Origin of the sequence: Angustibacter luteus (genome assembly GCF_039541115.1) — a bacterium.
Taxonomy (GTDB): domain Bacteria; phylum Actinomycetota; class Actinomycetes; order Actinomycetales; family Angustibacteraceae; genus Angustibacter; species Angustibacter luteus.
The window spans coordinates 474,081-498,612 of sequence record NZ_BAABFP010000005.1 but is presented as its reverse complement, the minus strand read 5'-3'; the positions used below and the strand labels follow the sequence as shown (position 1 = coordinate 498,612).

The following is a 24,532-nucleotide window of genomic DNA, read 5'->3' as shown; positions in this document are numbered from 1 at the left end:
GCGGTTGACCTGCAAGGATCCTGAGTCCGTGCAGGTCACGGGCCAGTTGACACCGGGCCCGTGCTGAGTACCTTCGTGCAGGTCGTCCATCGCGGCGATCGCAGCACACTCGGCGACAAGAACTCCTTGCAGGAACCGGCGACGAAGTTCAGTCGTCAGGAGGGGGCACACCACCCGAGGCCACGAGCGGGGCTCGCCCCACTCGGTCAGCCAGGCACTCGAAAGCTCACCCTCCTCGTACCGGGGTGGACGCGGACGGGCCCGCAGCGCTCAGTAGACAACACCGATCGACCTCGCACCCAGCGTGGAGACGGTGGCACCAACGGCGCGGCGGGCCCGACCCATGTCCGGGTGGTGGGCGGGTTACCGTGGTGCGGTGAATCCCGGACGTCGAGCGCCCGTGCCGCTCGTCGTGGCGGTCCTGCTGGCGATCGCCGGCGGGTACCTGACCCGCCTCGCGTTCCCGGACCCGGGTTGGTGGCCGCTCGCCGTCGTCGGCGTCGCCGCGTGGGTCCTGGCCATCGCCGGTCGCCGGCCGCTCGTCGCCGCGGCCCTGGGGTTGCTCTACGGCCTCAGCTTCTTCGTCCCGCTGCTGCACTGGAGCGGCGTCTACGTGGGCGCCATGCCCTGGCTGGCGCTCAGCGTGCTGCAGGCGGCCTACCTGGCGCTGCTCTCCGCTCCGGCGGCCTGGGCGGTCGCCCGCCCCGAGTGGGGGCGGCGCCGGACGCTCGCCAGCACCGCGGTGCTCGCCGGGCTCTGGACGGCGCAGGAGGCACTGCGCGACCGGACCCCGTTCGGCGGCTTCCCCTGGGGTCGGCTCGCGTTCTCGCAGGCCGACTCGCCCTTCGTCCGGTTGGCGTTCCTCGGCGGGGCGCCGCTGGTGACCTTCGCGGTCGCCTGGAGCGGTGCCGCACTGGGCACCGCCGTCCTGGTCGTGCTGCGCCGCAGCGACTTCAGCCGGCCCGCCACCGTAGCGACCGTGGCGGTAGCGGCGGGCGGGCTCGCGGTGCTCGTGGCCGCATCCGGACTGCTCGTCCCACTCGCCACGGGTGGCACCCCGACGCGGGTGGCCGGGATCCAGGGCGACGTGCCCGAGGCCGGCCTGGACTTCAACGCCGAGCGACGGGCCGTCCTGGACAACCACGCCCGGGTGACCACCGAGCTGGCCCGCCGGGTCGCCGCGGGGACGTCGCCGCGGCCGGACGTCGTCATCTGGCCCGAGAACGCCTCCGACCTCGACCCGTACCAGCAGGCCGATGCCCGCCAGGTCATCGACGACGCGGTGGACGCCATCGGGGTGCCCACGCTGGTCGGGGCCGTGCTGCAGCGACCGGTCGGCTTCCTGACGAACGCCTCGATCGTCTGGGAGCCCGGCGTCGGGCCCACCCAGCTGTACGCGAAGCGGCACCCGGTGCCGTTCGGCGAGTACATCCCGTACCGCTCCTTCTTCCGCACGTTCAGCGCGAAGGTGGATCTCGTCCGCGAGGACTTCGTCGCCGGCCACGTACCGGGGGTGCTGGACCTCGGGCCGACCCGGGCCGGCATCGCGATCTGCTTCGAGGTGGCCTACGACGACCTCGTGCGCGACACCGTCCGTGGGGGCGCGGACCTGCTCGTCGTGCAGACCAACAACGCGACCTTCGGCTACACGGACGAGGCGGTCCAGCAGCTCGCGATGTCCCGGCTGCGGGCCATCGAGCACGGCCGCTCCGTCGCCCACGTGTCGACGGTGGGGGAGAGCGCCCTCATCACCCCGGACGGACGGGTCGTGGCCCGGGCCGGCCTGTTCACCCCGGCCGTGCTGGAGGCCACCCTGCCGCTGCGGACCGCGCGGACGCCGGCGGACCGGCTCGGCGGGTGGGCCGAGCTCGGCCTGGCCCTCATCGGGATGCTGGGGTGCGCCGCGTTGTTCCTGGGCTCGCGTCCCGGGCCTCGTCGCTGGCGGCTAGGCTCGGCGCCCGGCGATCCCACGGACAACCCCGTCCAGGACGAGGCACCGATCGAGCGCGCGGAGGCAGGGTGAGCGAGTCCCCCTCGGGATCCTTCCGAGTCCTGGTGGTCATTCCCACCTACCAGGAGCGGGAGAACGTCGAGCCGATCGTCGCGCGGGTGCGCGCCGCGGTCCCGGACGCGCACGTCCTGGTGGCCGACGACAACTCACCCGACGGGACGGGGGCGATCGTGGACCGGTTGGCGGCCGCCGACGACCACGTCCACGTGCTGCACCGCGAGGGCAAGCAGGGCCTGGGACGCGCCTACCTGGCCGGCTTCGCCTGGGGGATGGACCGCGGCTTCGACGTCCTGGTCGAGATGGACGCCGACGGTTCGCACCAGCCCGAGCAGCTGCCGCACCTGCTGACGGCACTCGAGGACGCCGACCTGGTGCTCGGCTCGCGCTGGGTGCCCGGCGGACGGGTGGAGAACTGGCCGCTGCACCGCAAGCTCATCTCGCGGGCCGGCACGACCTACGCCCGCCTGGCGCTCGGCGTCCCGATCCGGGACGTGACCGGCGGGTACCGGGCCTTCCGGACCAGCACGCTGACCGCGCTCGGCCTGGACGACGTCGCGTCCCAGGGCTACTGCTTCCAGATCGACCTGGCCTGGCGCGCGGTGCAGCGCGGGCTGCGGGTGGTCGAGGTGCCCATCACCTTCGTCGAGCGCGAGCGCGGCGAGAGCAAGATGAGCGGTGCGATCGTGCGCGAGTCGCTGGTCCGGGTCACGGCGTGGGGGCTGGCCTACCGGTCCCAGCAGGTGGGCCACGCGTTGCGCCGGGACCGGGCCGCGGTGTGAGCGCTCCCCAGCCGACCCAGCCGTCGGGGGCGTCCCGCGGGGGCCGCCACCCGGTACGGGCCGCGCTGCTGCTCCTGCTGCTGATCGAGATCGTGCTGTTCATCCTGCTGGGCCGGGCGATCGGCTACCCCTGGACGTTCGTGGCCCTCGTCGCCGTCTCGGTGGTGGGCGCCGTCGTCGTCCGACGCGAGGGCACCCGGGCCTTCAAGGCGCTGTCCACCGCGGCGTCGTCCGGCCGGGTGCCGTCCGGCGAGGTGGGCGAGAGCGCCTTCGCGTTGGTGGGTGGTCTGCTCATGGTGGTGCCGGGATTCCTCACCGGACTGGTCGGCCTCCTGTTCGTGGTACCTGTCACCCGTCCGGTCGTGCGCGGGGTGTTCACGCTGCTGCTCGGCCGTGGCGTGCTGACCCGCATCCCCGTCCGGTTCCAGACCTACGGACCGGGTGCCGGTACGGGCTACGGCCCGGGCTACGGACAGGGCCGTGACGTCGTCCGGGGTGAGGTGGTCGAAGGCCAGATCGTGTCCGACGAGCCCGGGCCCGAGCTGGGCTCCGGGGACGACGAAGCCGGCCGCACCAGCTAGGGGGTTGGTGCGGCCGGCTCGTCAGGCCTCGGCAGGAGGGGGGATCCGGCCGAGACCGCACCGGCTAGCGGGCGGGCTCGAGAGTCCGCTCAGGCGCTGCGCCGGTGGCTCGGTGCGGCTCGCTTGGCGGCGCGCAGCAAGGCGAGTCGCTCGTCCAGGAGCACCTCGAGGTCCGCGATGGACCGGCGCTCGAGCAGCATGTCCCAGTGCGTGCGGGCCGGCTTGCTCGCCTTGGGCTCCGGGCGCTCGGAGTCCACCAGCAGCGCCTCGCTGCCGCAGCGGCACTCCCACAGAGCCGGGATGTCGGCCTCGACGGAGAAGGGGATACGAACCACGTGCCCCTTGGGGCAGTGGTACTCGGAGATGATCCGCGCCGCCGGCTCCACGCCTTCGTCGCTCTCCATGCTCTGCGCCCCCAGGCGGGTGCCGCGCAGGCTCTTGTCTGCCATGTCTGTGCCCTCCTCGGACGGGTCGGTGTGGTCCCGTCACCTGGAAGAACGCCTCACCCCTCCGCCGGTGTTCCGGTTGGCGTGTGGAGATGACGTGAAGGCTGTCACGTTCGCCGAACCCGCAGGTCAGCGCATTGCTCAGCGTTCAGACGATGGCCGGCTCGACGTTGCCGGCGTCCCGGATGCCCTGCCGGACGTCGACCGTGCGCAGGATCAGGCCGCCGAGCACGAAGAACACGATGAGCGCGAGGATCGCCGGCCGGTAGGAGTCGGTCAGCTGGTGCACGATGCCGAACAGCAGGGTGCCGAACCAGCTCGTCCCTCGTTCGCAGGCCTGGTAGAGGCTGAAGTACTCCGCCTCGCGCCCCCGCGGGACCAGCTGGCTGTACATCGACCGGGACAGTGCCTGGCTGCCGCCGAGCACCACGCCGATCAGCACGGCCAGGCCGAGCCAGAGGCCGAACTGGCCGCGCGGCAGGAAGAAGCCGATGGCCACCACGCCCGCCCACAGCACCAGGCTGGACAGGACGACGTCCCGGGCCCCGAAGCGTCGGGCCGCGCGGCCGAACAGCAGCGCCCCGCCGAAGGCGACGAGCTGGACCAGCAGGATCGTCTCGATGAGCTGGTTCGTGCTGAACCCCAGCTGCTCGGCGCCGTAGACGCTGGACACCCCGATGACGGTCTGGATGCCGTCGTTGAAGAACAGGTAGGCGAGCAGGAACTTCAAGGTGTGCGGGAAGCCCCGCAGGTGGCGCAGGGTGTTGCCCAGCTGACCGAACGCCTCGCGCACGAGCGAGCCCTCGACGGGAGCCACGTTCAGGGGTGCGCGGTCCCGCAGGCCGAAGTAGGGGATGAGGGTGAAGGCACCCCACCAGATGCCGGCGGTGAGCAGGCTCCAACGGACCGCCTCGCCCTTGGTCAGCCCCAGCGAGTCGTGCGCGGTGACCAGCGCGAGGTTGATGGCCAGCAGGATGAAGCCGCCGAGGTAACCGAGGGCCCAACCCCGGCTGGACACCCGGTCCCGGTCGTCCGGACCGGCGATCTGGCACAGGATCGCGTCGTAGACCACGAGTGAGCCGCCCAGGCACAGGTTCGCGATCAGCAGCAGGAGCACCCCGAGCTGCCAGTTGTCTCCCTGCACGAACCACATCGCGGAGGCCGCGACCGCCCCCACCCACGCGAAGCCGCCCAGGATCCGGCGCTGGTGCGCCGAGCGGTCGGCCAGCGCGCCGACGACGGGCAGCACGAAGGCGGACAGGATCGTCGCGAAGGTCACCGCGTAGAAGGCGAGCGAGCCGGGGCTGATCGGGATGCCGAGCACGTGCAGGTTCGTCGAGCACGAGAGGTCGGAGTCCTGGCCGGGGCAGCCGGCCTCCTTCGCCACGACGGTCAGGTACGGCGCGAACAGCACCGTGGCCGTGGTGGTCACGTACGCGGAGTTCGCCCAGTCGTAGAAGTACCAGGCGCGTTGTTCCTTGGTGGCCTGCCGAGGGTCGACAGCGTCCGGTCCGGTCTGGCCCACGTCGGAGTGCGTCACGGGGAGATCATGCCCGTGCGGCCCCGCGATCGCGCAGCACATCGCGCAACGTGTCCGATCGGTCCGTGATCAGGCCGTCGACGCCGAGGTCGAGCAACCGGTGCATCTCGTGGGCCTCGTTCACCGTCCACACGTGCACCTGCAGGCCCAGCCGGTGGGCGACGTCCAGGGTCCGGGTCGTGACGACCGGCAGCGGACCGGCGGACGCCGGGACCTGGTAGGCGACGACGCCCGCGCCGCGCGGGCGGGCCAGCCGGACGCCGAGCGGGCCCGGGAGCCAGGACGCGAACCGCCAGCGCACCACCCCGCGCCTACCCGGCGAGGTGGCCACCTCAGGCCCGAGCAGGGCCCGGACGGCGGCGCTGCGCCGGTCGTCGAACGAGGTGACGCAGACCCGGTGCCGGGCGGTCGCGCCATCCACGACCGCGGCGAGCGGCTGCACCGCCGGCCAGGCCTTCACGTCGATGTTGACCCGCAGGTCGGGCCAGGTGTCGAGCAGGTCCGCGAGGCGCGGGACGACCTGCGAGCCACCGACCCGGACGGTCTGCAGGTCGGCCCAGGTCAGGTCGGCGATCGCCCCGTGCCCGTCGCTGACCCGGTCCAGGACCGCGTCGTGGAACGCCACGACCACGCCGTCACGGGTCGCGTGCACGTCGGTCTCGACGTGGGTCATCCCGAGCCCGACCGCCGCAGCGAAGGCTGGCATCGTGTTCTCCAGGCCGTCCAGGGAGAAGCCCCGGTGGGCCATGGCGATCGGACCCTCGACGTCGAGGTAGGGGTGGACGGCGACCGGCACCCGGTCACGCTACTGGGAGGTGACGCTCTCGCGGCCGGTCAACCGGCGAACTCCCAGTGCCAGGGCTCGGGACGCGACCCGGCCGGGCCCGCCCAGCTCGGGTGGAACCAGCCGTACAGCGGGGCGTGCGCGAGCATCCACGCGTGCTGTTCGGTGCCGAAGGACTCCACGCCGCCACAGAGATCCGTCGCGGTGCCCCAGCCGTGGTTGCTGGTCCCGGGCTTGGCGGCCAGCGCGGGCTTGGTCGCGAAGACCTGCACCTGCTCGGCCAGCGTGCGATAGGAGTCGGTGATGCACAGCGGACGGCCGAACTCGGCGGCGTAGGCCCGAGACAGCCTGCCCATCGCCGCGGCCGCGTCGGACCGCAGCAGCTTGCCGGGCGCGCCCCATACCGGGCAGAGCGCGGCGGCCGGGATGGTCCCGTTGGGGTAGCGGCCGGTGGGCAGGCCCGCGCACTGGCCGGCGACGGGTCGACCGCCCAGCGCCTTCACGACCGCCTCGGCGGCCTTCAGGTTGGCCTGCTGCTTGGCGTCCAGCGACCCGGCTCCCAGCAGCTTGGCCTGCTGGACCTGGAGCTGCGCGGTGGCCAGCCGGGCCTGGTCCTGCAGGGACTTCAGGGTCTGCACCGCGCCCGCGGCCCGCGCCCGTGCCGCCTGCGCCTGCGCGGCCGCGAGCGCCGACTGGCGAGCGGCCTCGGCCTGGACGTCGACCGCGGACTGCAGCCGGGTCAGCGCCTGGCTGCCGGCGATGCCGATCTGCTCCAGGACGGAGAGGTTGTGCGCCACGTCCGCTGTCGAGCCGGACTCCAACGCGAGCAGCCAGGACTCGTAGGCGCCCATCGGTCCACCGGTGGCGTAGGTGTCGCGTGCCCAGCGACCGAGCGCGTCCTGCTGGATGGTCATCTCACCCTTGGCCCGGGTCAGCAGCTGGTCGTTCATCGTCTGGACGCGCTGCGCCTCCTGCTCGGCGATCTTGGCCTGCCCGAGGGTGTCGAGCGCGGTGGAGATGCGCTGGCCGACGGCCTGCAGCTGCTCCAGCGCGGCCTGCATCCCTGCGTCGGTCGCCCGGCGCTGCGCGGCCAGCGCGGCGGCCTGGGCCAGCTGGGCGCGGACCTGCTCGGCCGTGAGCGGCCCCTCGTCGTCGTGCTTGGGGGCCGGCGGTGTCGTCGCGGTCGCGGCCGGCGTCCCCGTCGCCGACGGCCCTGTGGGCTTGGGCGTCGCCGGCTGCGTGGACGAGCTGGTCGACGACGGTGCGGTCGGCGAGGCGGTCGAGGGGACGGTCGACGTGGGGGTGGGCGTGGCAGTGCCGGTGGGGGTGCTGGTCGGGGTCGTCGGGTCGGCGCTGGCGGGACCGGCACCGACGAGCCCGAGGGCGAGGGCGGCCAGCACAGCGGTCACCGGGACGGCGACTGCCGCCCGCATCCCGCGTTGGCCCTGCACCAGCCGAGTCACGACACACTGCTCCCGGGGTCGGGGACGGACGCCCCAACCCGCCTCTCGACAGTAACCCCGGGGGAGGGGTGCGGCGAGGTGTCTGCTGAGATTGGTTGCCAGTTCGCCGTCCGGCCGTAACCCGTGGGACGCCTGGGGTTGCTGAGCCTCGCAGAGGAGCGGTCTTGTGAGTGCATCGCCCGGTCCCTCGCCCGCCACGCCGGAGGTCTTCGACACCCACATGGACGCGTGGACGGCCTGGCAGGACAGTCCCTGGGGTCGGCTGAGGTACCGGCTCGTCGGCGACCTCCTCGACCGGCACCTCGGCCCGGCAGAGAGCGCTCAGCGGGTCCTCGACCTCGGCGGGGGTGATGGCGCCGACTCCGTGCCGCTCGCCGTGGCCGGACACGACGTCACCGTCGCGGACTCCTCGCGCGCGATGCTCGACCTCGCCGAGCGGCGTGCCCGGGAGCGGGGGGTTGCGGTCGCGGCTGTGATGGCGGGTGTCGGGGACCGCCGGCTGCTGCCCGAGGGCAACGACGTCGTCCTGCTGCACAACGTGATCCAGTACTGCCCGGATCTGGCCGACGTGCTCGCTGCTGCGGTGGGCGCGGCGCGCCCCGGCGGTCTGGTCAGCGTGATCGCCACCAACCCCGTGATGCACGTCCTGCGCGCCGCGGTCCGCGACCTCGACCCGGCCGCGGCGTTGGCGATGCTGGGCGCCCCGACCGTGCACACCGTGACGTTCGACCACGCGGTGCGGCGGATCACCTGGCAGGAGGCGGCGGCCGCACTGGAGCGCGCCGGCGCTGACGTCGTCCAGCGCTACGGCGTCCTGTGCGTCAACCACCTGGTCACCGACGACGAGCGCAAGCACGACCCCGACTTCGCGGCGGACCTCGAGCGGCTCGAGCTCGCCGTCGCCGACCGCGACCCGTACCGCGACATCGCAGCGATGTGGATGCTGGTGGCCCGCCGACGGGCCGGGAGTGCCTGATGGGCGGCCAACCGTGGGTCCCCCCGCCGCTGCCGGTCGACCCGGACTCCGCCCAGGCGGCGGCCCGGCACGTGCTGCACCCGCGGCACTGGGACGTCCTGGCGGCGATCGCCGTCGGTGGTGCGTTGGGCAGTGTTGCGCGGTGGTCGCTGTCGCAAGCGTTCCCGACCCGGCCCGGCGAGGTCCCCTGGGGCACGCTGCTGGAGAACGTGAGCGGGGCGGCGCTGATCGGCCTGCTCATGGTTCTGGTGTTCGACGTCTGGCGGCCCCACCGGTACGCGCGACCGTTCCTCGGGATCGGCGTCCTCGGCGGCTACACGACCTTCTCGACGTACGCCCTGGAGAGCCGCGACCTGTTCGCGGACGGCGACGGCACTCTCGCCCTCGGCTACCTGCTCGGCTCGGTGGTCCTGGGGTTGGCCGCGGTGGGGGCCGGCGTGTGGATCGGCCGGTCGGTGGCCGCTGGGGTGCACCGCCGACGTCCGGACCTCTCGGCCGGGCAGGAGTCGTGACCCTCGTGCTGGTCGCTGCCGGGGGAGCGGCCGGGGCGGTCGCCCGCTACGTCATCGACCAGGTGGTGACGGCGCGCCGGCGCGGCCCGTTCCCGTGGGGCACCTACGTCGTGAACGTGGTGGGGTGCCTGGTGCTCGGCACGGTGGCCGGCGCCGCCCGCGGTACCGACGCGCCGGACTGGTTGCTGCCACTGCTGGGAACAGGCCTGTGCGGTGGGCTGACCACGTTCTCGACGTTCAGCTTCGAGACGTGGCGGCTGGCGGAGGACGGCGAGTGGTGGCGGGCCGCGGCGAACGTCGGCGCCAGCCTGGCCACCGGGCTGGCGGCCGTCGCGGTCGGGTTCGCGGCGGCCACCGCCCTGTGGTCCTGACGGTCAGGCCTCGGTCAACGTGGTGGGCGCACCGTGGACCGATGGGATCGTGCCGAGCTTGCCCGCCTGGAAGTCCTCGAACGCCTGGATGACCTCGTCGCGCGTGTTCATCACGAACGGGCCCGCCCAGGCCAGCGGCTCGCGGATCGGCTGCCCGCCGAGGACGAGGACGTCCAGGTTCGGCTCGGCCAGGGGCTGGCTGGTCGCGGCATCCACCTGCAGGTGGTCGCCGGCGCCAAGGACGACAAGCTGGCCCTTGCGGATCGGTCGCCGGTCGCTGCCGACCGTGCCCTGGCCGGCCAGGACGTAGACCAGGGCGTTGAAGTCCCGTCGCCACGGCAAGGAGAGCCGAGCACCGGGGGACACGGTGGCATGCACCAGTGCGATGGGCGTGTGCGTGCTGCCCGGCCCACGGTGACCCGCCACGTCACCGGCGATGACTCGGATCAGGGCCCCGCTGTCCGGCGTCGTCAGCAGGCCGACGTCGCCGCCGCGCAGGTCCTGGTAGCGCGGGTCCGCCCACTTGTCGGCACGCGGCAGGTTCACCCACAGCTGGATCCCGTGGAACAGACCGCCGCTGACGACGAGCTCCTCCGGCGGCGCCTCGATGTGGAGAAGTCCGCTGCCCGCGGTCATCCACTGGGTGTCGCCGTTGGTGATCCGCCCCCCGCCCCCGTGCGAGTCCTGGTGGTCGAACGTGCCGTCCATGATGTACGTGACGGTCTCGAAGCCTCGGTGCGGGTGCCAGGCCGTGCCCTTCGGCTCACCCGGGGCGTACTCGACCTCGCCCATCTGGTCCATGTGGATGAACGGGTCGAGCTCGGTGAGGTCGACGCCCGCGAAGGCGCGCCGCACCGGGAAGCCTTCACCCTCGAACCCGCTCGGTGCGCTGGTCAGGCTCTTGACCGGACGCTCCGTGCTGGTCTGCGGGTCGACCGCGTCGATGCGGGACAGGACGGTGATGTCGGGGACGGTGACGGCGGGCACGGTGGCCTCCTGCTAGTTAGTTGCGTCTTCAACTATCGCATGCCACAACCTGCATCGCCACCCCGGAATTCCCGGGACGTCGTCCCGGGGGAGCGGGTCAGGTCAGCGCCCGCTTCATGCCCTCGTGCGACGCGGTGTACCCGAGCCCCTCGTAGAAGTGCCGGGCGGCGGAGCGACGCTTGTCCGTGGTGAGCTGGATCAGGGCGGCGCCGTGCTCTCGAGCGTACGTCTCGATCCATCCCATGAGCTGACCGCCGGCACCGCGGCCGCGCAGGTGCGTGGCCACCCGGACGGACTCGACCTGGGCACGGGTGCCACCCCGCCGGGACAGGTGGTGCAGCAGGGTGACCTGCGCGCACGCCACGACCCGGCCGTCCAGCACGCCGACCACGAGCAGGTCGTCAGGGTTCGCCTCGATCAGCGCGAAGGCGGTCCGGTAGGACTCCTCGAGGCCAGCACCGGGTGCAGCCTCCCGGGAGGCCGCGATCTCGTCGTCGTAGATGAGAGCCACCACGTCGGCGACGTCGTCCGCCGTCGCGGCCCGGAACAGGAGCCCGGCCGCCTGCGCAGCCGGGTCAGCGGGCACGACGAGTCCACTCCAGCAGCCGGTCGAGCGGCCAGGTCGTCACGATCCGGTCCGCCGGGACGCCGCACGCGACGGCGCGTTCCACGCCGTAGGCCCGCCAGTCCAGCTGACCCGGCGCGTGCGCGTCCGTGTCGATGCTGAACAGGCAGCCGGCCTCGACCGCCAGCCGCAGCAGCTCGCGGGGCGGGTCCAGGCGCTCGGGTCGGGAGTTGATCTCGACCGCGACGTCGAACTGCTGGCACGCGGCGAACACGATCTCCGCGTCGAAGTCGGACGGCGGTCGTGGCTTGCCCGTGCGGGTGTTCTTGGTGACGTACCGGCCCGTGCAGTGGCCAAGCACGTCCGTGTGCGGGTTCGCGATCGCCGCCACCATCCGTCGCGTCATCGCTGCGCTCTCCATCCGGAGCTTGGAGTGCACGGAGGCCACCACGACGTCCAGCGCCTCCAGCAGCTCAGGCTCCTGGTCGAGCGCGCCGGAGTCCAGGATGTCGACCTCGATGCCCTTGAGCAGCCGGAACGGCGCGAGCTGGGCGCCCACCTCGTCGACCACCTCGAACTGCCTGCGCAGCCGGCTGGGGGACAACCCGTTGGCCACGGTCAGGCGGGGGGAGTGGTCCGTCAGGGCCAGGTACTCGTGGCCCATCTCGGCCGCCGTCCGGGCCATCTCGTCGATCGGGCTACCACCGTCGCTCCAGTCCGAGTGGCTGTGCAGGTCACCGCGCAGGCGGGCGAGCAGCTGCGCGCCGTCGTCGTCCAGCTCCGGCAGCGGGCTGGCCTTGCCGCGCAGGTCCTCCAGGTACGCGGGCGTGCGACCGTCCAGCGCCTGGCCGATCACCGTCGCCGTCCGGTCGCCGATCCCGCTCAGCTCGGTCAGCGTCTTCTGCCGGTGACGTTCGGCGAGCTCGGCCGGCTCCGTCCGGGCTACGACGGCGGCCGCGGTGCGGAACGCCTGCACGCGGTACGTCGACTCCAGCGCCCGCTCGAGGCGGAACGCGATCTCGCGCAGAGCTCCCAGTGGATCCACGGGGCTCAGTCTTGCGTACCCGCAGCGGCGCCCCGGGCAACCTCCCCGATGATGGCGGCGAGCTCGGCCGGCTTCGACCACATCGGCCAGTGGCTCGTCGGCAGGTCCATGTAGGTGACCTTCCGCAGGTCCTTGAGCCCGGCCAGGAACGCGTAGCCGGCCTCCGCCGCCTCCTTGTACTCCTGGGAGCTGAACCCGGTGCAGACCAGGGTGCTCGGCACGTCGAGGCGCGCGTCGTTCGTCAGCTCGAACGCCCCGTGCACCACCCCGCCGGGCTCGGGCACCGACCGTTCCTGGAAGGTCGCGAGCTGCTCCGCGGACAGCCCGTCCAGGTTCTCGTTCTCGGCCAGCTCGGCCGGCGCCGGCATGGGGAGATCGTGCTGCGCGGCCTCGGGATCGGGCTCGGCCACCCCCGGGCCGGTGTCGACGTACACCATCGCCGCGATCTGCTCGGGGATCCGATCGGTGACGGCGTAACCGGGGGTGCCGGCACCACTGTGCACGGCGAGGACGACCGGCCGGCCGGCGTCGGACACCGCCGCGCAGATCGCGTCCACGTGGTCGGCCAGCGTCACGGACGACCGGTCCGCGTCCGGCGACTCGAGCCCGGGCAGCGTCAGCGCGGTGACGGCGTGACCGTCCGCGCTCAACGCGGCGACCACCTCGTCCCACGCCCACGCGCCGAGCCAGTAACCAGGAACCAGGATGATGGGGGTCGAGTTCATGGCCGCCAACCTAGGGACAGCCACCGACAGTCGCGAGGCGAGCAGTCGTGGCACGCTTTGCCGGTGAGCATCAGCCCCGTCGCCGCCCAGCGCCTGCGCGACCTCGCGCTGCTGCGCCGGGTCCGCGACCGGATGGACCGCGAGTACACCCAGCCGCTGGACGTCGAGGCGCTGGCCCGCGGGGTCAACATGTCCGCCGGTCACCTCAGCCGCCAGTTCCGCCTGGCGTACGGGGAGTCGCCGTACTCCTACCTCATGACGCGACGCATCGAGCGGGCGATGGCCCTGCTGCGGCGCGGCGACCTGAGCGTGACGGAGGTGTGCTTCGCCGTCGGCTGCTCGTCCCTGGGCACCTTCAGCACCCGCTTCACCGAGCTCGTCGGCATGCCGCCCAGCACCTACCGGCGCGAGGTGGGCAACGCCACCGCCGGGATGCCGCACTGCGTGGTGAAGCAGGTGACGAGACCGGTCAGGAATCGAGAAGCGCCGGTCGCCGCACCGCATCTAGCCTGACGACCATGGACATCACCATTCACGCGAGCTTCCTGCCGCACGACGACCCGGAGGCCTCGTTGGCCTTCTTCCGCGACACCCTCGGCTTCGAGGTCCGGGGCGACGTCGGCAGCGGCACGATGCGCTGGTTGACGGTCGGGCCGCCCGACCAGCCCGGCACGTCGATCGTGCTGCACCCGCCGGCCGTGGACCCCGGCATCACCGACGACGAGCGCCAGACGATCGTCGAGATGATGGCCAAGGGCACCTACGCCTCGCTCCTGCTGGCCACCAGGGACCTCGACGGTGCCTTTGAGCGGCTGCAGGCGAGTGACGCCGACATCGTCCAGGAGCCGACCGAGCAGCCCTACGGCGTCCGCGACTGCGCCGTGCGGGACCCCGCAGGCAACCTGGTGCGCATCCAGGAACTGCCCTGATCTTCGTGGCAGGCTGTCTGCGCTGAGCAGCCGGACATCGACACGATGGAGCAGACATGAGCAAGGCCCACAGTGCCGACAGCCACGACCTGATCCGGGTGCAGGGCGCGCGGGTGAACAACCTCAAGGACGTCAGCGTCGAGCTCCCGAAGCGACGGCTGACCGCGTTCACCGGCGTCTCGGGGTCGGGCAAGAGCTCCCTGGTGTTCAGCACCATCGCCGCGGAGTCGCAGCGCATGATCAACGAGACCTACAGCGCGTTCGTGCAGGGCTTCATGCCGACGCTGGCCCGGCCCGAGGTCGACGTCATGGACGGCCTGACCACGGCGATCATCGTCGACCAGGAGCGGATGGGCGCCAACCCGCGTTCCACCGTCGGCACCGCCACCGACGCGAACGCGATGCTGCGCATCCTGTTCAGCCGGGTGGGCGAGCCGCACGTCGGCCCGCCGACGGCGTTCTCGTTCAACGTCCCCACGCGCAAGGCGAGCGGGATGATGAGCACGGACAAGGGTGGCCGCGTCGAGCGGAAGACGGTGCGCGAGGCCGTCTACCTCGGTGGCATGTGCCCGCGCTGCGAAGGGCACGGCTCGGTGAGCGACTTCGACCTCACGGCGCTGTACGACGACAGCAAGTCCCTCGCCGACGGGGCGCTCACCGTACCGGGCTACAGCATGGACGGCTGGTACGGGCGCATCTTCAGCGGCGCCGGGCTGCCGATGGACAAGCCGATCGCGTCGTTCACCAAGCGCGAGCTCGACAAGCTCCTGTACGGCGAGCCCACGAGGATCAAGGTCGAAGGGGTGAACCTGACCTACGAAGGGGTGATCCCCAAGATCCAGAAGTCGATGCTCTCCAAGGACCTCGACGCCATGCAGCCGCACGTCCGCGCCTTCGTCGAGCGGGCCATCACCTTCCAGACGTGCCCGGAGTGCGACGGCACCCGCCTGACCCAGGAGGCACTGTCGTCGAAGGTCGAGGGCAAGAACATCGCCGACCTGTGCGCCCTGCAGATCAGCGACCTGGCGGGTTGGGTGGCAGGCCTGGACATCGCGTCCGTAGCCCCGCTGCTAGCGGGCCTGCAGCACCTGCTTGACTCGTTCACGGAGATCGGCCTGGGCTACCTGTCGCTCGACCGGCCGGCCGGCACGTTGTCCGGGGGAGAGGCCCAGCGCACCAAGATGATCCGCCACCTCGGATCAGCGCTCACGGACGTCACATACGTCTTCGACGAGCCGACCATCGGTCTGCACCCGCACGACATCGAGCGGATGAACCAGCTGCTGCTCCAGCTGCGGGACAAGGGCAACACGGTCCTCGTGGTGGAGCACAAACCCGAGACGATCTCGATCGCCGACCATGTCGTCGACCTCGGCCCCGGAGCCGGGATCAACGGCGGCACCGTCTGCTTCGAGGGCACTGTGGACGGGCTGCGGGGTAGTGACACCGTCACCGGTCGCCACCTCGACGACCGGGCGACCCTGAAGGAGTCGGTGCGCTCGTCGTCCGAGGCGATGGCGGTACGGGGCGCGTCCACCCACAACCTCCAGGACGTGGACGTCGACCTCCCGCTCGGAGTGCTCTGCGTGGTCACCGGTGTCGCCGGGTCCGGGAAGAGCTCGCTGGTCCACGGCTCGATCGCCGACCGCGAAGGGGTGGTGGTGATCGACCAGGGCGCGATCCGCGGGTCGCGGCGCAGCAACCCTGCGACGTACACCGGGCTGCTGGAGCCGATCCGCAAGGCGTTCGCCAAGGCCAACGGCGTGAAGCCGGCGCTGTTCAGCTCCAACTCGGAGGGCGCCTGCCCGACGTGCAACGGGGCGGGCGTCATCTACACCGAGCTGGGTGTCATGGCCACCGTCGAGTCGCCGTGCGAGGAGTGCGAGGGCAAGCGGTTCCAAGCGGCGGTGCTCGAGTACACCCTGGGCGGCATGAACATCGCCGAGGTCCTGGCGATGCCAGTGGACGAGGCTGAGGCGTTCTTCTCCGACGGCGAGGCCAAGATCCCGGCCGCACACCGGATCCTCGAACGGCTCGCCGACGTCGGGCTGGGCTACCTCAGCCTCGGCCAGCCGCTCACCACGTTGTCCGGCGGTGAGCGGCAGCGGATCAAGCTGGCCACCCACCTGGGCGAGAAGGGCGGGGTCTACGTCCTGGACGAACCGACCACCGGTCTGCACCTGGCCGACGTCGAGAACCTGCTCGGCCTGCTCGACCGAATCGTCGACTCCGGCAAGTCGGTGATCGTGATCGAGCACCACCAGGCCGTCATGGCGCACGCCGACTGGATCATCGACCTCGGGCCCGGCGCCGGCCACGACGGTGGCCGCATCGTCTTCGAGGGCACGCCCGCCGACCTCGTCGCCGCGCGTTCCACCCTCACCGGCGAGCACCTTGCCGCGTACGTCGCCCGCTGATCCGGCACCGCACGCACCGCACGCACCGCACGCAGCAGATCGTGGCAACCTCGCATCACGGACGGTGCGAGGTTGCCACGATCGGGAACGGGGCCGGAAGTGAGCCGTGGTGCGCCTGGCGTAACGCCGATAATGAACATTATGTCATTCCGGCGAAGGTGAGCACCGACCAGCCCTCCCCGCTCAGTGCCAGTCGCTGATCCACTGGTCGCGCGGATCCGGAGCACCGTCCCCGCTCTCGACCAGCTGCTTGAGGCTCATCAGGTACGTGGCCCACTTGGTGCTGCAGTGGTGCATGAACTCGACCGGCTCGCGCCAGCCCTCGTGCTTGAACATCACGATCGTGTAGTCGCCCTCCTGGCGCAGGTCGAACTCGACCGTGGTGCCGATCCACTCCGGCGCCCCGTCTACGACCTCCCACCGGACGAGCCGGCCGGGGTCGAGGTCCACGACCTTCATGGAGATGTCGCCCGGGGTGAACCGGAACTCGATCACGCCGCCGACGGCGGTCTCTCCCGTCGTCTTCTCCGTCCACCAACCGGACAGTCCCTCCAGGGTGGTGAGCGCGTCGTACACCTCCTTCGGCGAGGACTGCTCGACGCCGATGCGGTGCAGGATGTCTGCCATAGCCGTCTCCCTTCTCTACTTGTCGGTCTCGGTGTTGCCGCGCTGGATCGTCTCCGCGATCCGCTTGATGCGCTGCAGGCGGGTGTCCCAGGTGGCCCCGACGTCGGCGAGCTGCGCGACGGCCCGGGCCAGCTGCGCCGGGTCGACGCGGTACTGCCGCTCGCGACCGGCGGTGGTGGCGTGCACCAGGCCGACCCGGTCCAGGACGACGAGGTGCTTGGACACCGCCTGACGGGTCACCGGCAGGTGCTCGCTCAGGCTGGTCGCCGTCCCGCTGCCGTCGCTCAGCAGCTGGTCGAGCATCCGGCGACGCGTCGGGTCCCCCACCGCGGACCAGAGGTCGTCGTCGACGAGCACGCTCACGTGCGCGCGCCGACCTGTGCGGCGTACGCCGGCAGGCGGGACAGGAAGTGGTCCCAGCCGCTGACGTGGTCGGCGTGCTGGGCGATGACCTTCGCCTCGTCCCAGCCCCGCTGACGGAAGCCGCTCTCGGTCATCCGCAGCAGCGTCCCGCCGCCGGCGACGGGCTCGAGCGTGAAGACGACGAGGAGCGAGTTGCTCGGCGTGGCCGACTCCCCCTCGTCATGGGTCCACCGGAACGAGAACAGCCGGGGCGGCTCGGCGTCGACGACGACGAACTGCACCCAGGTGCCCTCGCCCTGCGAGAAGTCCCCGAAGCCGATGCGCCCTGCTCCCCCGGGCACCGCCGGGTACTCCGCCTCGTCCGGCCACCACTCGCGCAGGTGCTCTGGGCTGCTCACCACGTCGAAGACGACCTCCGGTGAGGCGTCGATGTGGATCTCTCGCTCGATCGTTCCGTGTTCCATGCTCGCCACCTTCTGCAACGTTTGGTTGCAGGTGACGTTAGCCGATCCTCGACGGACGCGCAACCATCAGTTGCAGAAAGGGATCAGCCCGTGGAGCGAGCCAGCATCCGCTCGGTGCGCTGGATCCGCCCGACCGTGTAGCTGGCGGCCAGCACCGCCATGACCGCGGCGAGCACCCAGAAGGCGGCGACCGGCCACTCGTAGTGCTCGCGCAGCTCCCACGTCTCCTTCAGCGCCAGCAGCGACGCGCCGCCGGCGACCAGGAACCAGCCCGTGGCCTTGTTCACGAACTGCACGAACGCCTCGCGGTCCTCTGCGCTCAGCGCCCGCAGTACCGCCTGCCGGTAGCGCTCTTCCTGCTTGTGGTGCAGCACGTACCGGACCGGTGGCACCAGCCACCACCAGACCGACACCTGCGGCGGCTTGGGCACGGCCTGGCTGACGTCGTGGATCCGGTCCCGTTCGAGGTCCTGCTCCTGGAGCTCTAGGGCCGCCTGGTAGATCGGGCCGGCCACCAGCAACCAGGCGCCGAAGAACCCGCACCACGCGACGAACGCCTCCACGGTGCCGGTCCCCGATCAGCTCTGCTCGGCGCCGGAGAGGGCCTGCTGGTCCCCCGCGACGCGGGCGTCGTGCTGCGCCGCCGTCTCGTCGCCGTGGCCGGGCCACCAGGCGGCGTGCCCGATGAGGGCGGTCAGGGACGGCGTGAAGAACATGGCCATGACGAACGCCGACACGAGGATGCCGAAGGAGATCGCGAAGCCCATGGACGTCAGCAGCGCGTTGCCGCCCAGCATCAGCGAGGCGAACGTGCCGCCCAGGATCAGCCCGGCGGCGGCCACGGTCGGCCCCGCGTACTGGACGGCTGCCGCCGCGGCCGCCCTCGGGTCGCGGCCTGCCCGGGCCTCCTCGCGAAGCCGGGCGATCATCAGGATGTTGTAGTCGGTGCCCAGGGCGACGACGAACAGGTAGATGTAGATGGGCAGCAGGAAGATCAGGCCCGTGCGTCCGCCGAGGTGCTGGAACACGATCACCGCCGCTCCCAGCGTGGCCCCGAAGCCGAGACCGACCGAGAGCATCAGGTACACCGGCGCGACCAGGCTGCGCAGCAGCAGTGCCAGGATCAGCATGATCACGAGAGCCGCGACCGGGAAGACGATCGAGTAGTCCCGGTTCATCGCGGCCTTCAGGTCCACGTACACGGACGTCGTCCCGCCGACCAGCGCCTGCGTGCCGTCCGGTGCAGCCTGGTGGGCGGTGGTCCGGATGGGTCCGCGCAGGTCGGCCAGCGCCTCGTCGGACGACGGGTCGTGGTCGAGCACAGCGGTGAACATCGCCGTCGTCCCGTCCGGCGACAGCGTTCCGGTCTGGGCCGACGGGACAGGACCGACTGAGGCGACCCCCTCCGCCCCGGACAGGTCCGCCGAGAAGGCGCTCAGCTCGTCGGGGGTCAGCTGCGAACCGTCGGTCGAGCGCAGCATGACGACCGTCGGGTCCGTGGCACCCGACGGCAGGCCCTTCTGCAGGGTCTGGGTCGCCACCGACGACTCGGCGGTCTTCGGCACACCGGTGTCGGACAGGTCGAAGGTCGGCGAGAAGCCCAGCGCGAACGCGGCCAGCGCCGCCAGCAGACCGCCGGACAGGATCGCGTAGCGCGCCGGGTGCGCCCCCAGCGACCGGCCGATCGCGCCGAAGCGGGCCGACTTCGGCGGTTTCTGCCAGGCCTTGGACGGCCAGAACACCTTGGTGCCCATCAGCGACACCAGCGCCGGGACGAGCGTGAGCGACGCTAGCACGGCCACCGCGACGGCGATCGCCAGCGCCGGGCCGATCGATCGGAAGATGCTCAGGGACGACAGCACCAGCGCCATGAACGCGACGATGACGGCGCCACCGGCCGAGGCGATCGCCTCGCCGGCTCGCTCCACCGCGTGCGCCACGGCGCTCTTGCTCTCCTCCCCCTCGCGGAGCCGTTCCCGGTACCGGAACAGGAAGAACAGGATGTAGTCGGTGCCGATGCCGTAGAGGACCACGATGAGGATGACCTGGATCGACGAGTCCGCCTTCAGGTCGAACGCGTTGTTGGCGAACGCGATCAACCCCGTGGCGACCTGCGACACGATGCCGATCACGATGATCGGCATGAGCGCGATGATCGGGCTGCGGAAGATGATCAGCAGCAGGATCAGGATCAGCAGGATCGTGGCGATGCCCACGATCGCCTCCGCATTGCTGGAGGCCTCCTGGGAGTCCAGGCTCTGCGCCGCCGGCCCGGTCACGCCGGCCCGCAGGTCCGTGTCCGCGGTGAGCTCCTTGAGGTCCGAGCGCAGCGACTTCACGGCGTCCATCGCCTGCTGGTCGTAGCCGTTCGCCCCCTTCTCGAGCCCGACGACGGCGAGCTGGACCTCCTTGTTCTGTGAGGGCGGCTGCACGACGACGCCCTCGAACGGCGGGTCCAGCTTGGCGTCGAGCTGCTTGCTGACGTCCGCGACCGTGGCGGAGTCGGCGTCCGTGAGCGGCTGGCCGTCCTTGCGGTCGAACACGAGGATCGCGCCGGTCTGGTTCTGGCTGGGGAAGGCCTTGGCCTGCAGGTTGATGGCCTGGATCGACTCGTAGTGGCTCGGCAGGAACTCCGACTCGTCGGTGGTCGACGAGAGCTTCGGCGCGGTGGCGATGATCGCGACGGCCGCGATCACCCAAGCCAGCACCACGAACCACGGACGACGAGAGACCAGGCGACCCAGGGCTGCAAACATGCCGCAAACGCTACCCAAAGTGGCCACGCCACCGGATCTCGACCCACCGTGCCAGGCTGGAGCCGTGGGCTCGAAGCAGCTGGTGGACCAGATCCGACGTCGGCTGCGCGCGGTCGCCGAACCGGAGCGCGCCGCCGGGATGCAGCGGTACATGAAGTCGGAGATGCCCTACCTCGGTGTCCGGATGCCCGTGCTGCGTGGCGTGGTTCGCGAGACGACCCGGGCGGCACCGCCTGTGCTGCAAGAGATCCAGGCGGCAGCAAGCACCTTGTGGCGGGAGGCGGACTACCGCGAGGAGCGCTACGCCGCGACCGCGCTGACCGGCCTGGGACCGGCGGTGGGGCAGCTGGAACTGCTCCCCCTGCACACGGAGATGATCACCACCGGCGCGTGGTGGGACCACGTCGACGAGGTGTCCCAGCGGGTGGGCGCGACCCTGGCCGCCCACCCCGACGTCGTCCGCCCTCTGGTCGTGTCGTGGACGACGGACGACGACCGGTGGCTGCGGCGCGCCAGCATCATCTGCCAGCTGGGGCGCAAGGGGTCGACGGACCTGGCACTGCTCACCGTGGCCATCGACGCGAACCTCGACGACCGCGAGTTCTTCATCCGCAAGGCGATCGGCTGGGCGCTGCGGCAGTACGCCCGCACGGACCCCGACTGGGTGCGCCGGTTCGTGGTCGAACGGGACGAGCAGCTCAGTCCGCTGTCGCGGCGGGAGGCCCTGAAGCACCTGTGACAGCGGCCCGCCACTCGTCCTCGAGCATCGCGAACACCAGCAGGTCGCCCCACTCCCCCTTGAAGATCTCGAACTCGCGCAGGTGCGCCTCCTGCCGCATACCGAGGCCGCGCATGAGGGCGGACGACGCGTCGTTGGCCGGGTCGCACTGGCCGATCATCCGGTGCAGGCCCAGCCAGTCGAAGCCCAGCCCGAGCACCGCCCGGGCGGCTTCGGAGCCGAAGCCCTGCCGCTGCTGGCTGCGCCGCATCATGAAGCCGAGCTCGCCCTGCCGGTCGGCGACGCTGCGCAGGAAGAGCGTGAGCTCGCCCACGAACTCGCCGTCGTCCAGCCGTTCGGCGACGAGCCGCATCACCTGGTCGTCGCCGTCCATCGGCGGCGAGGCCAGCCGCTGGTCGAGCGCCTCGCGCACCTCCGCGCGCGAGCGCACCCCGAACGGCACGTAGCGCACCAGGTCCGGATCGGACTGCATCTCGAGGAGCGGGTCCAGGTCGCGCTCCTCGAACAACCGCAGGCGCAGGCGCGGTGTCGTGACCGGGAAGTGCTCGCGCAGCCGAGCCGGCTGCCGCTCCCCCGTCATCACTCCCCCAGCTCGAACCAGGCCAGCGCGCTGGCCGCCAGGCTGCCCATCCAGACCACTCCGTCCTGCTCTCGCACACCGGTCGTCATGAAGAAGCCGTCGACGCGACCCTGCCGGTCGTGCACCAGCGCCCCCGACGGGTCGAAGGCCATGACCCAGGCCATCCGGTCCGGTCCCGGCTGAAGTCGCTGCGGCACGGCCCACACCGCGTGCCGGAGTCGAGGGTGGCGCGGGTGCAGCCGGTCGAGCAACCGGTTTCGCGAGGAGGCCATCGCCACCCAGATGAGGCCGTCGCTGCCGGTGGCGATGTTGTCCGGGAAGCCCGGCAGGTCGACCAAGCGCTCCTGCTCGCCCTGTCGGTCGCCACGGACGTCGACCCGCTCCAGGGTGTACCCGCCGGTCTGGGCGACCGCGACCCAGGACTCGTCCGCCGACAGCGCGACGCCGTTGGCGAACTCGAGGCCGTCGCGGACGACGTCGACCGCGCCGTCCGGCGTCCGTCGCAGCAGCCGCCCGTCACCGGCGTGCTCGAGGACGGCGCCACGCCAGGTGCCCACCCCGAAGCGGCGCGAGGAGTCGGTGAAGTAGATCGTGCCGTCGGTGGCGACCGCGGCGTTGTTGCAGAAGGCGAAGCGCTCCCCGTCCACGCCGTCCGCGAGCACCTCGAGCCGACCGGACGACGGCTCCAGCGCCAGCAGGCCGCGCACCGCGTCGCAGACCAGCACCCGACCGTCCGGGAGCCACTCGAGTCCGAGCGGACGCCCACCCGTGCGGGCGACCTCGACCAGCGCACCGGCCGGGCTCACCTGCAGGATCCGGCCGTCGACCAGCCCGGTCAGCACGGAGCCGTCCGGTGTGCAGAGCACGTCCTCAGGTCCGGAGCCGGGGAGCGGCAGGACGCGAACCCCGGCCAGCGGCGGCGAGCTCGTCCGCGACCGGGCCCGCTCCGGCCAGCTGGGCGGAGTCCACCGCACGGGCCGCAGGGACGGTCGCGGGGAGGTGCTGGTCACGGCCCGCAGCCTGCCACAGACCACCCTGCGCACGGGCGGCTCCGGTGCGCGACAATCCGGGGATGGCAGGCCACCTGGTACTCGTCCGGCACGGGCAGACGGAGTGGGCGGCTGCCGGCAGGCACACCGGACGAACCGACGTCCGGTTGACCGCGGCCGGCGAGGACCAGGCGCGCCACCTGCGGGACTGGGCCGGGTCCCTGGGCGACGTCCCCGTCCTCAGCAGCCCGCTGCAGCGGGCGCGGCGCACCGCGGAGCTGGCGGGCTTCACCGACGTCCACCTGGACGACGACCTCGTGGAGTGGGACTACGGCGGCTACGAGGGCCTGACCACGGACCAGATCCGGGAGCGCACCGGTCAGCCCTGGCACGTCTTCGCCGACGGCGTCGTGCCGGGCGACACGCCCGGCGAGACCCTGGCCGAGGTGGCCACCCGCACCCACCGTGTGCTGGACCGGATCCGGCCCATGATCACCGACAGTGACGTCGTCCTGGTCGCGCACGGGCACGTACTGCGGGTGCTGGCCGCGTCCTGGCTGGGCGCAGAGCCCGCCCTCGGCGCCCACCTCGAGCTCGATCCGGCGGGCGTCGCCATCCTGGGAACCCTGCACGAGGTTCCGGCGATCCACTCCTGGAACCTGCGTTCACCCGACCTGGCTAGTGGCGGCGGGGTGGATTCTGCGGCAAGGGTCGGAGCACCTATGGTGGACCCCACCCCGACCACGCCCGACCGCCGTGGAGATGACCTGTGACTGTCCTCGACCACCTCAGCGCCGCCCCCGGCGTCTACTGGGGTGAGGGCCAAGGCCCCGGTGGCAGCCGCTTCGTCGCGCGCGTCGCGCTCATCGCGCAGTCGGATGCGTCGCTGACCTTCGACTACGAAGCGTGGTCGCCGGGCGGCGGACTGCAACACGCGGAGTCGGCGCGGCTCGCCCGCACCGGCGAGGTGGTGACCCTGGCGGCCACCTCCAACGGCGGCGACGACGTGATGCTCTTCCGCGAGGGCGACGCCGGCGTGTTCGGCAGCGTCGGCCCCCAGCGAGTCGGCCTCGTGATCACGCCGCAGGAGCAGAAGCTCGTCTTCTCGTGGTGGTGGACCGGACGCGACGGCGAGCTGCGTGAGCAGTCCCGTGCCGTGGTGGCGCCCATGCGGCAGATCGTCCCCGCCCCCGCGGTCCCGGGAGCGGACGCCCCCGAGTCCGCGGCGGGCACGACCGAGGACCCGCAGGCCGCCACGGCAGCACCCGAGGAGGTCGAGCCCGAGGAGCTGTCCGGACTGGACCAGCTCGCCGCGCTCGCCCACGAGGCCCTGGAGGAGCTCGACGACGAGCCGCAGGCGCGGGTCCCTGACGAGGGCGAGCCCGCTGACGAGCTCGCCACGTCAGACGAGGCCGAGCGCGCGGAGGAACCCGAGTCCTCCGACCAGGCCGAGCTGTCCGACGAGGTCAACGAGGCGGAGTCGGAGCCGCAGCCGGAGCAGCCCGGCGACCTGCCCGCCGTCCCGTGGCCGGGCATCCTCGTCCTGCACGGAAACGGCACCGGGCTCGTCGCCCAGCGCCTGGCGTCCCGGCTGACCCGGGCGGCCGTCGTTCGGACCGACCTGTTCGACCGGGCGGTCCGGGGCACGGCCGGCCGGCCGGACCCGGCCCTGCGCCAGCGGATCGCGCTGTCCGTCGTCCAGGGCTACGCCGCCACCGGCCACCCCGTGATCCTGCACGGCGCGAGCACCCGCAGTGAGCACGAGGAGCTGGTCGCGGCGATCAGCGGCTCCGGGCTGAAGCCCGTGCAGCTCGTCGAGATCGCGGACGGCGAGGACTACGGCGAGGTCGCCCGCCGGCTCATCGAGAGCGACTGACCGCAGC

At 71.9% G+C, this 24,532-nt stretch carries 27 protein-coding genes; 12 read left to right on the top strand and 15 right to left on the bottom strand.

What is annotated here, in order from left to right:
• Positions 1-376: 376 nt before the first annotated feature.
• From lnt to ABEB17_RS11495, 3 genes are read left to right on the top strand one after another with little or no spacing between them, the layout of a single operon-like run.
• The gene (gene lnt / locus ABEB17_RS11505) at positions 377-2,023 is read left to right on the top strand and encodes an apolipoprotein N-acyltransferase (RefSeq protein ID WP_345716834.1); all 1,647 of its coding nucleotides are present in this window, start codon (positions 377-379) and stop codon (positions 2,021-2,023) included.
• Complete coding sequence (locus tag ABEB17_RS11500) at positions 2,020-2,790, top strand: polyprenol monophosphomannose synthase (RefSeq protein WP_345716833.1); 771 nt, start codon at positions 2,020-2,022, stop codon at positions 2,788-2,790. Before lnt ends, ABEB17_RS11500 begins: the two co-directional genes overlap by 4 nt.
• Positions 2,787-3,371, top strand: a complete 585-nt coding sequence (locus ABEB17_RS11495; protein WP_345716832.1) for an FxsA family protein — start codon at positions 2,787-2,789, stop codon at positions 3,369-3,371. Before ABEB17_RS11500 ends, ABEB17_RS11495 begins: the two co-directional genes overlap by 4 nt.
• An 89-nt stretch (positions 3,372-3,460) precedes the next feature.
• Here the strand turns inward: ABEB17_RS11495 and ABEB17_RS11490 are convergent, their stop codons facing one another.
• The 4 genes from ABEB17_RS11490 to ABEB17_RS11475 all read right to left on the bottom strand — a co-directional run bounded on the left by ABEB17_RS11490 (position 3,461) and on the right by ABEB17_RS11475 (position 7,604).
• Positions 3,461-3,820 (bottom strand): RNA polymerase-binding protein RbpA, encoded by a 360-nt coding sequence (locus ABEB17_RS11490; RefSeq protein ID WP_345716831.1) that lies wholly within the window; start codon positions 3,818-3,820, stop codon positions 3,461-3,463.
• Positions 3,821-3,965: 145 nt separating this feature from the next.
• The gene (locus ABEB17_RS11485; protein WP_345716830.1) at positions 3,966-5,357 is read right to left on the bottom strand and encodes an MFS transporter; all 1,392 of its coding nucleotides are present in this window, start codon (positions 5,355-5,357) and stop codon (positions 3,966-3,968) included.
• Between the two features lie 7 nt (positions 5,358-5,364).
• Complete coding sequence (locus ABEB17_RS11480) at positions 5,365-6,105, bottom strand: glycerophosphodiester phosphodiesterase family protein (RefSeq protein ID WP_345717335.1); 741 nt, start codon at positions 6,103-6,105, stop codon at positions 5,365-5,367.
• An 86-nt stretch (positions 6,106-6,191) separates the two neighbouring features.
• The gene (locus ABEB17_RS11475; RefSeq protein WP_345716829.1) at positions 6,192-7,604 is read right to left on the bottom strand and encodes a D-alanyl-D-alanine carboxypeptidase family protein; all 1,413 of its coding nucleotides are present in this window, start codon (positions 7,602-7,604) and stop codon (positions 6,192-6,194) included.
• A 166-nt stretch (positions 7,605-7,770) separates the two neighbouring features.
• Here ABEB17_RS11475 and ABEB17_RS11470 point away from each other — a divergent pair, with 166 nt between their 5' ends.
• The 3 genes from ABEB17_RS11470 to crcB are packed head-to-tail and all read left to right on the top strand — an operon-like array spanning position 7,771 to position 9,463.
• The gene (locus ABEB17_RS11470) at positions 7,771-8,580 is read left to right on the top strand and encodes a class I SAM-dependent methyltransferase (RefSeq protein ID WP_345716828.1); all 810 of its coding nucleotides are present in this window, start codon (positions 7,771-7,773) and stop codon (positions 8,578-8,580) included.
• Positions 8,580-9,092 (top strand): fluoride efflux transporter FluC, encoded by a 513-nt coding sequence (locus tag ABEB17_RS11465; protein WP_345716827.1) that lies wholly within the window; start codon positions 8,580-8,582, stop codon positions 9,090-9,092. Before ABEB17_RS11470 ends, ABEB17_RS11465 begins: the two co-directional genes overlap by 1 nt.
• Complete coding sequence (gene crcB, locus ABEB17_RS11460) at positions 9,089-9,463, top strand: fluoride efflux transporter CrcB (protein WP_345716826.1); 375 nt, start codon at positions 9,089-9,091, stop codon at positions 9,461-9,463. Before ABEB17_RS11465 ends, crcB begins: the two co-directional genes overlap by 4 nt.
• A 3-nt stretch (positions 9,464-9,466) precedes the next feature.
• On the opposite strand, the gene ABEB17_RS11455 is transcribed toward crcB, so the two are convergent.
• From ABEB17_RS11455 to ABEB17_RS11440, 4 genes are all read right to left on the bottom strand, one after another.
• Positions 9,467-10,450: a pirin family protein gene (locus tag ABEB17_RS11455; protein ID WP_345716825.1), complete on the bottom strand. Its 984-nt coding sequence runs from the start codon at positions 10,448-10,450 to the stop codon at positions 9,467-9,469.
• Positions 10,451-10,547: 97 nt separating this feature from the next.
• A complete protein-coding gene (locus ABEB17_RS11450; protein ID WP_345716824.1) occupies positions 10,548-11,036 on the bottom strand; it encodes a GNAT family N-acetyltransferase in 489 nt (162 codons plus the stop codon).
• A complete protein-coding gene (locus tag ABEB17_RS11445) occupies positions 11,026-12,060 on the bottom strand; it encodes a PHP domain-containing protein (RefSeq protein WP_345716823.1) in 1,035 nt (344 codons plus the stop codon). The genes ABEB17_RS11450 and ABEB17_RS11445 overlap by 11 nt, the downstream gene beginning before the upstream one ends.
• 5 nt (positions 12,061-12,065) lie before the next feature.
• Positions 12,066-12,785, bottom strand: a complete 720-nt coding sequence (locus ABEB17_RS11440; protein ID WP_345716822.1) for an alpha/beta fold hydrolase — start codon at positions 12,783-12,785, stop codon at positions 12,066-12,068.
• A gap of 63 nt (positions 12,786-12,848) precedes the next feature.
• Between ABEB17_RS11440 and ABEB17_RS11435 the strand changes: the two genes are divergently transcribed.
• Genes ABEB17_RS11435 through ABEB17_RS11425 form a run of 3 tightly spaced genes read left to right on the top strand, consistent with a single transcriptional unit; the run spans position 12,849 to position 16,131 of the window.
• A complete protein-coding gene (locus ABEB17_RS11435; protein ID WP_345716821.1) occupies positions 12,849-13,298 on the top strand; it encodes a helix-turn-helix transcriptional regulator in 450 nt (149 codons plus the stop codon).
• Between the two features lie 5 nt (positions 13,299-13,303).
• Positions 13,304-13,714, top strand: coding sequence for a VOC family protein (locus tag ABEB17_RS11430; protein WP_345716820.1), 411 nt, complete (start codon positions 13,304-13,306; stop codon positions 13,712-13,714).
• Between the two features lie 56 nt (positions 13,715-13,770).
• The gene (locus ABEB17_RS11425; protein ID WP_345716819.1) at positions 13,771-16,131 is read left to right on the top strand and encodes an ATP-binding cassette domain-containing protein; all 2,361 of its coding nucleotides are present in this window, start codon (positions 13,771-13,773) and stop codon (positions 16,129-16,131) included.
• 183 nt (positions 16,132-16,314) lie between these two features.
• Here the strand turns inward: ABEB17_RS11425 and ABEB17_RS11420 are convergent, their stop codons facing one another.
• The 5 genes from ABEB17_RS11420 to ABEB17_RS11400 form a co-directional block, all read right to left on the bottom strand.
• On the bottom strand, positions 16,315-16,758 hold the full coding sequence (locus ABEB17_RS11420) for an SRPBCC family protein (RefSeq protein ID WP_345716818.1): 444 nt from the start codon (positions 16,756-16,758) through the stop codon (positions 16,315-16,317).
• Between the two features lie 15 nt (positions 16,759-16,773).
• Positions 16,774-17,121, bottom strand: a complete 348-nt coding sequence (locus ABEB17_RS11415; protein ID WP_345716817.1) for an ArsR/SmtB family transcription factor — start codon at positions 17,119-17,121, stop codon at positions 16,774-16,776.
• The gene (locus tag ABEB17_RS11410) at positions 17,118-17,585 is read right to left on the bottom strand and encodes an SRPBCC family protein (protein WP_345716816.1); all 468 of its coding nucleotides are present in this window, start codon (positions 17,583-17,585) and stop codon (positions 17,118-17,120) included. Before ABEB17_RS11410 ends, ABEB17_RS11415 begins: the two co-directional genes overlap by 4 nt.
• Before the next feature lie 83 nt (positions 17,586-17,668).
• Positions 17,669-18,148 carry a hypothetical protein gene (locus tag ABEB17_RS11405; protein WP_345716815.1) on the bottom strand — a complete coding sequence of 160 codons (480 nt, stop codon included), beginning with the start codon at positions 18,146-18,148 and terminating at the stop codon, positions 17,669-17,671.
• Positions 18,149-18,163: 15 nt separating this feature from the next.
• Complete coding sequence (locus ABEB17_RS11400) at positions 18,164-20,341, bottom strand: MMPL family transporter (protein WP_345716814.1); 2,178 nt, start codon at positions 20,339-20,341, stop codon at positions 18,164-18,166.
• A gap of 64 nt (positions 20,342-20,405) precedes the next feature.
• Here ABEB17_RS11400 and ABEB17_RS11395 point away from each other — a divergent pair, with 64 nt between their 5' ends.
• Positions 20,406-21,080 (top strand): DNA alkylation repair protein, encoded by a 675-nt coding sequence (locus tag ABEB17_RS11395; protein WP_345716813.1) that lies wholly within the window; start codon positions 20,406-20,408, stop codon positions 21,078-21,080.
• Here the strand turns inward: ABEB17_RS11395 and ABEB17_RS11390 are convergent.
• Both ABEB17_RS11390 and ABEB17_RS11385 read right to left on the bottom strand, forming a co-directional pair.
• Positions 21,040-21,660, bottom strand: coding sequence for a GNAT family N-acetyltransferase (locus ABEB17_RS11390; protein ID WP_345716812.1), 621 nt, complete (start codon positions 21,658-21,660; stop codon positions 21,040-21,042). The genes ABEB17_RS11395 and ABEB17_RS11390 overlap by 41 nt on opposite strands.
• Positions 21,660-22,670, bottom strand: coding sequence for an SMP-30/gluconolactonase/LRE family protein (locus ABEB17_RS11385; protein WP_345716811.1), 1,011 nt, complete (start codon positions 22,668-22,670; stop codon positions 21,660-21,662). The genes ABEB17_RS11390 and ABEB17_RS11385 overlap by 1 nt, the downstream gene beginning before the upstream one ends.
• A 62-nt stretch (positions 22,671-22,732) precedes the next feature.
• Between ABEB17_RS11385 and ABEB17_RS11380 the strand changes: the two genes are divergently transcribed.
• Positions 22,733-23,422: a histidine phosphatase family protein gene (locus tag ABEB17_RS11380; RefSeq protein ID WP_345716810.1), complete on the top strand. Its 690-nt coding sequence runs from the start codon at positions 22,733-22,735 to the stop codon at positions 23,420-23,422.
• Positions 23,419-24,525 carry a hypothetical protein gene (locus ABEB17_RS11375; RefSeq protein ID WP_345716809.1) on the top strand — a complete coding sequence of 369 codons (1,107 nt, stop codon included), beginning with the start codon at positions 23,419-23,421 and terminating at the stop codon, positions 24,523-24,525. The genes ABEB17_RS11380 and ABEB17_RS11375 overlap by 4 nt, the downstream gene beginning before the upstream one ends.
• Positions 24,526-24,532: the final 7 nt, after the last annotated feature.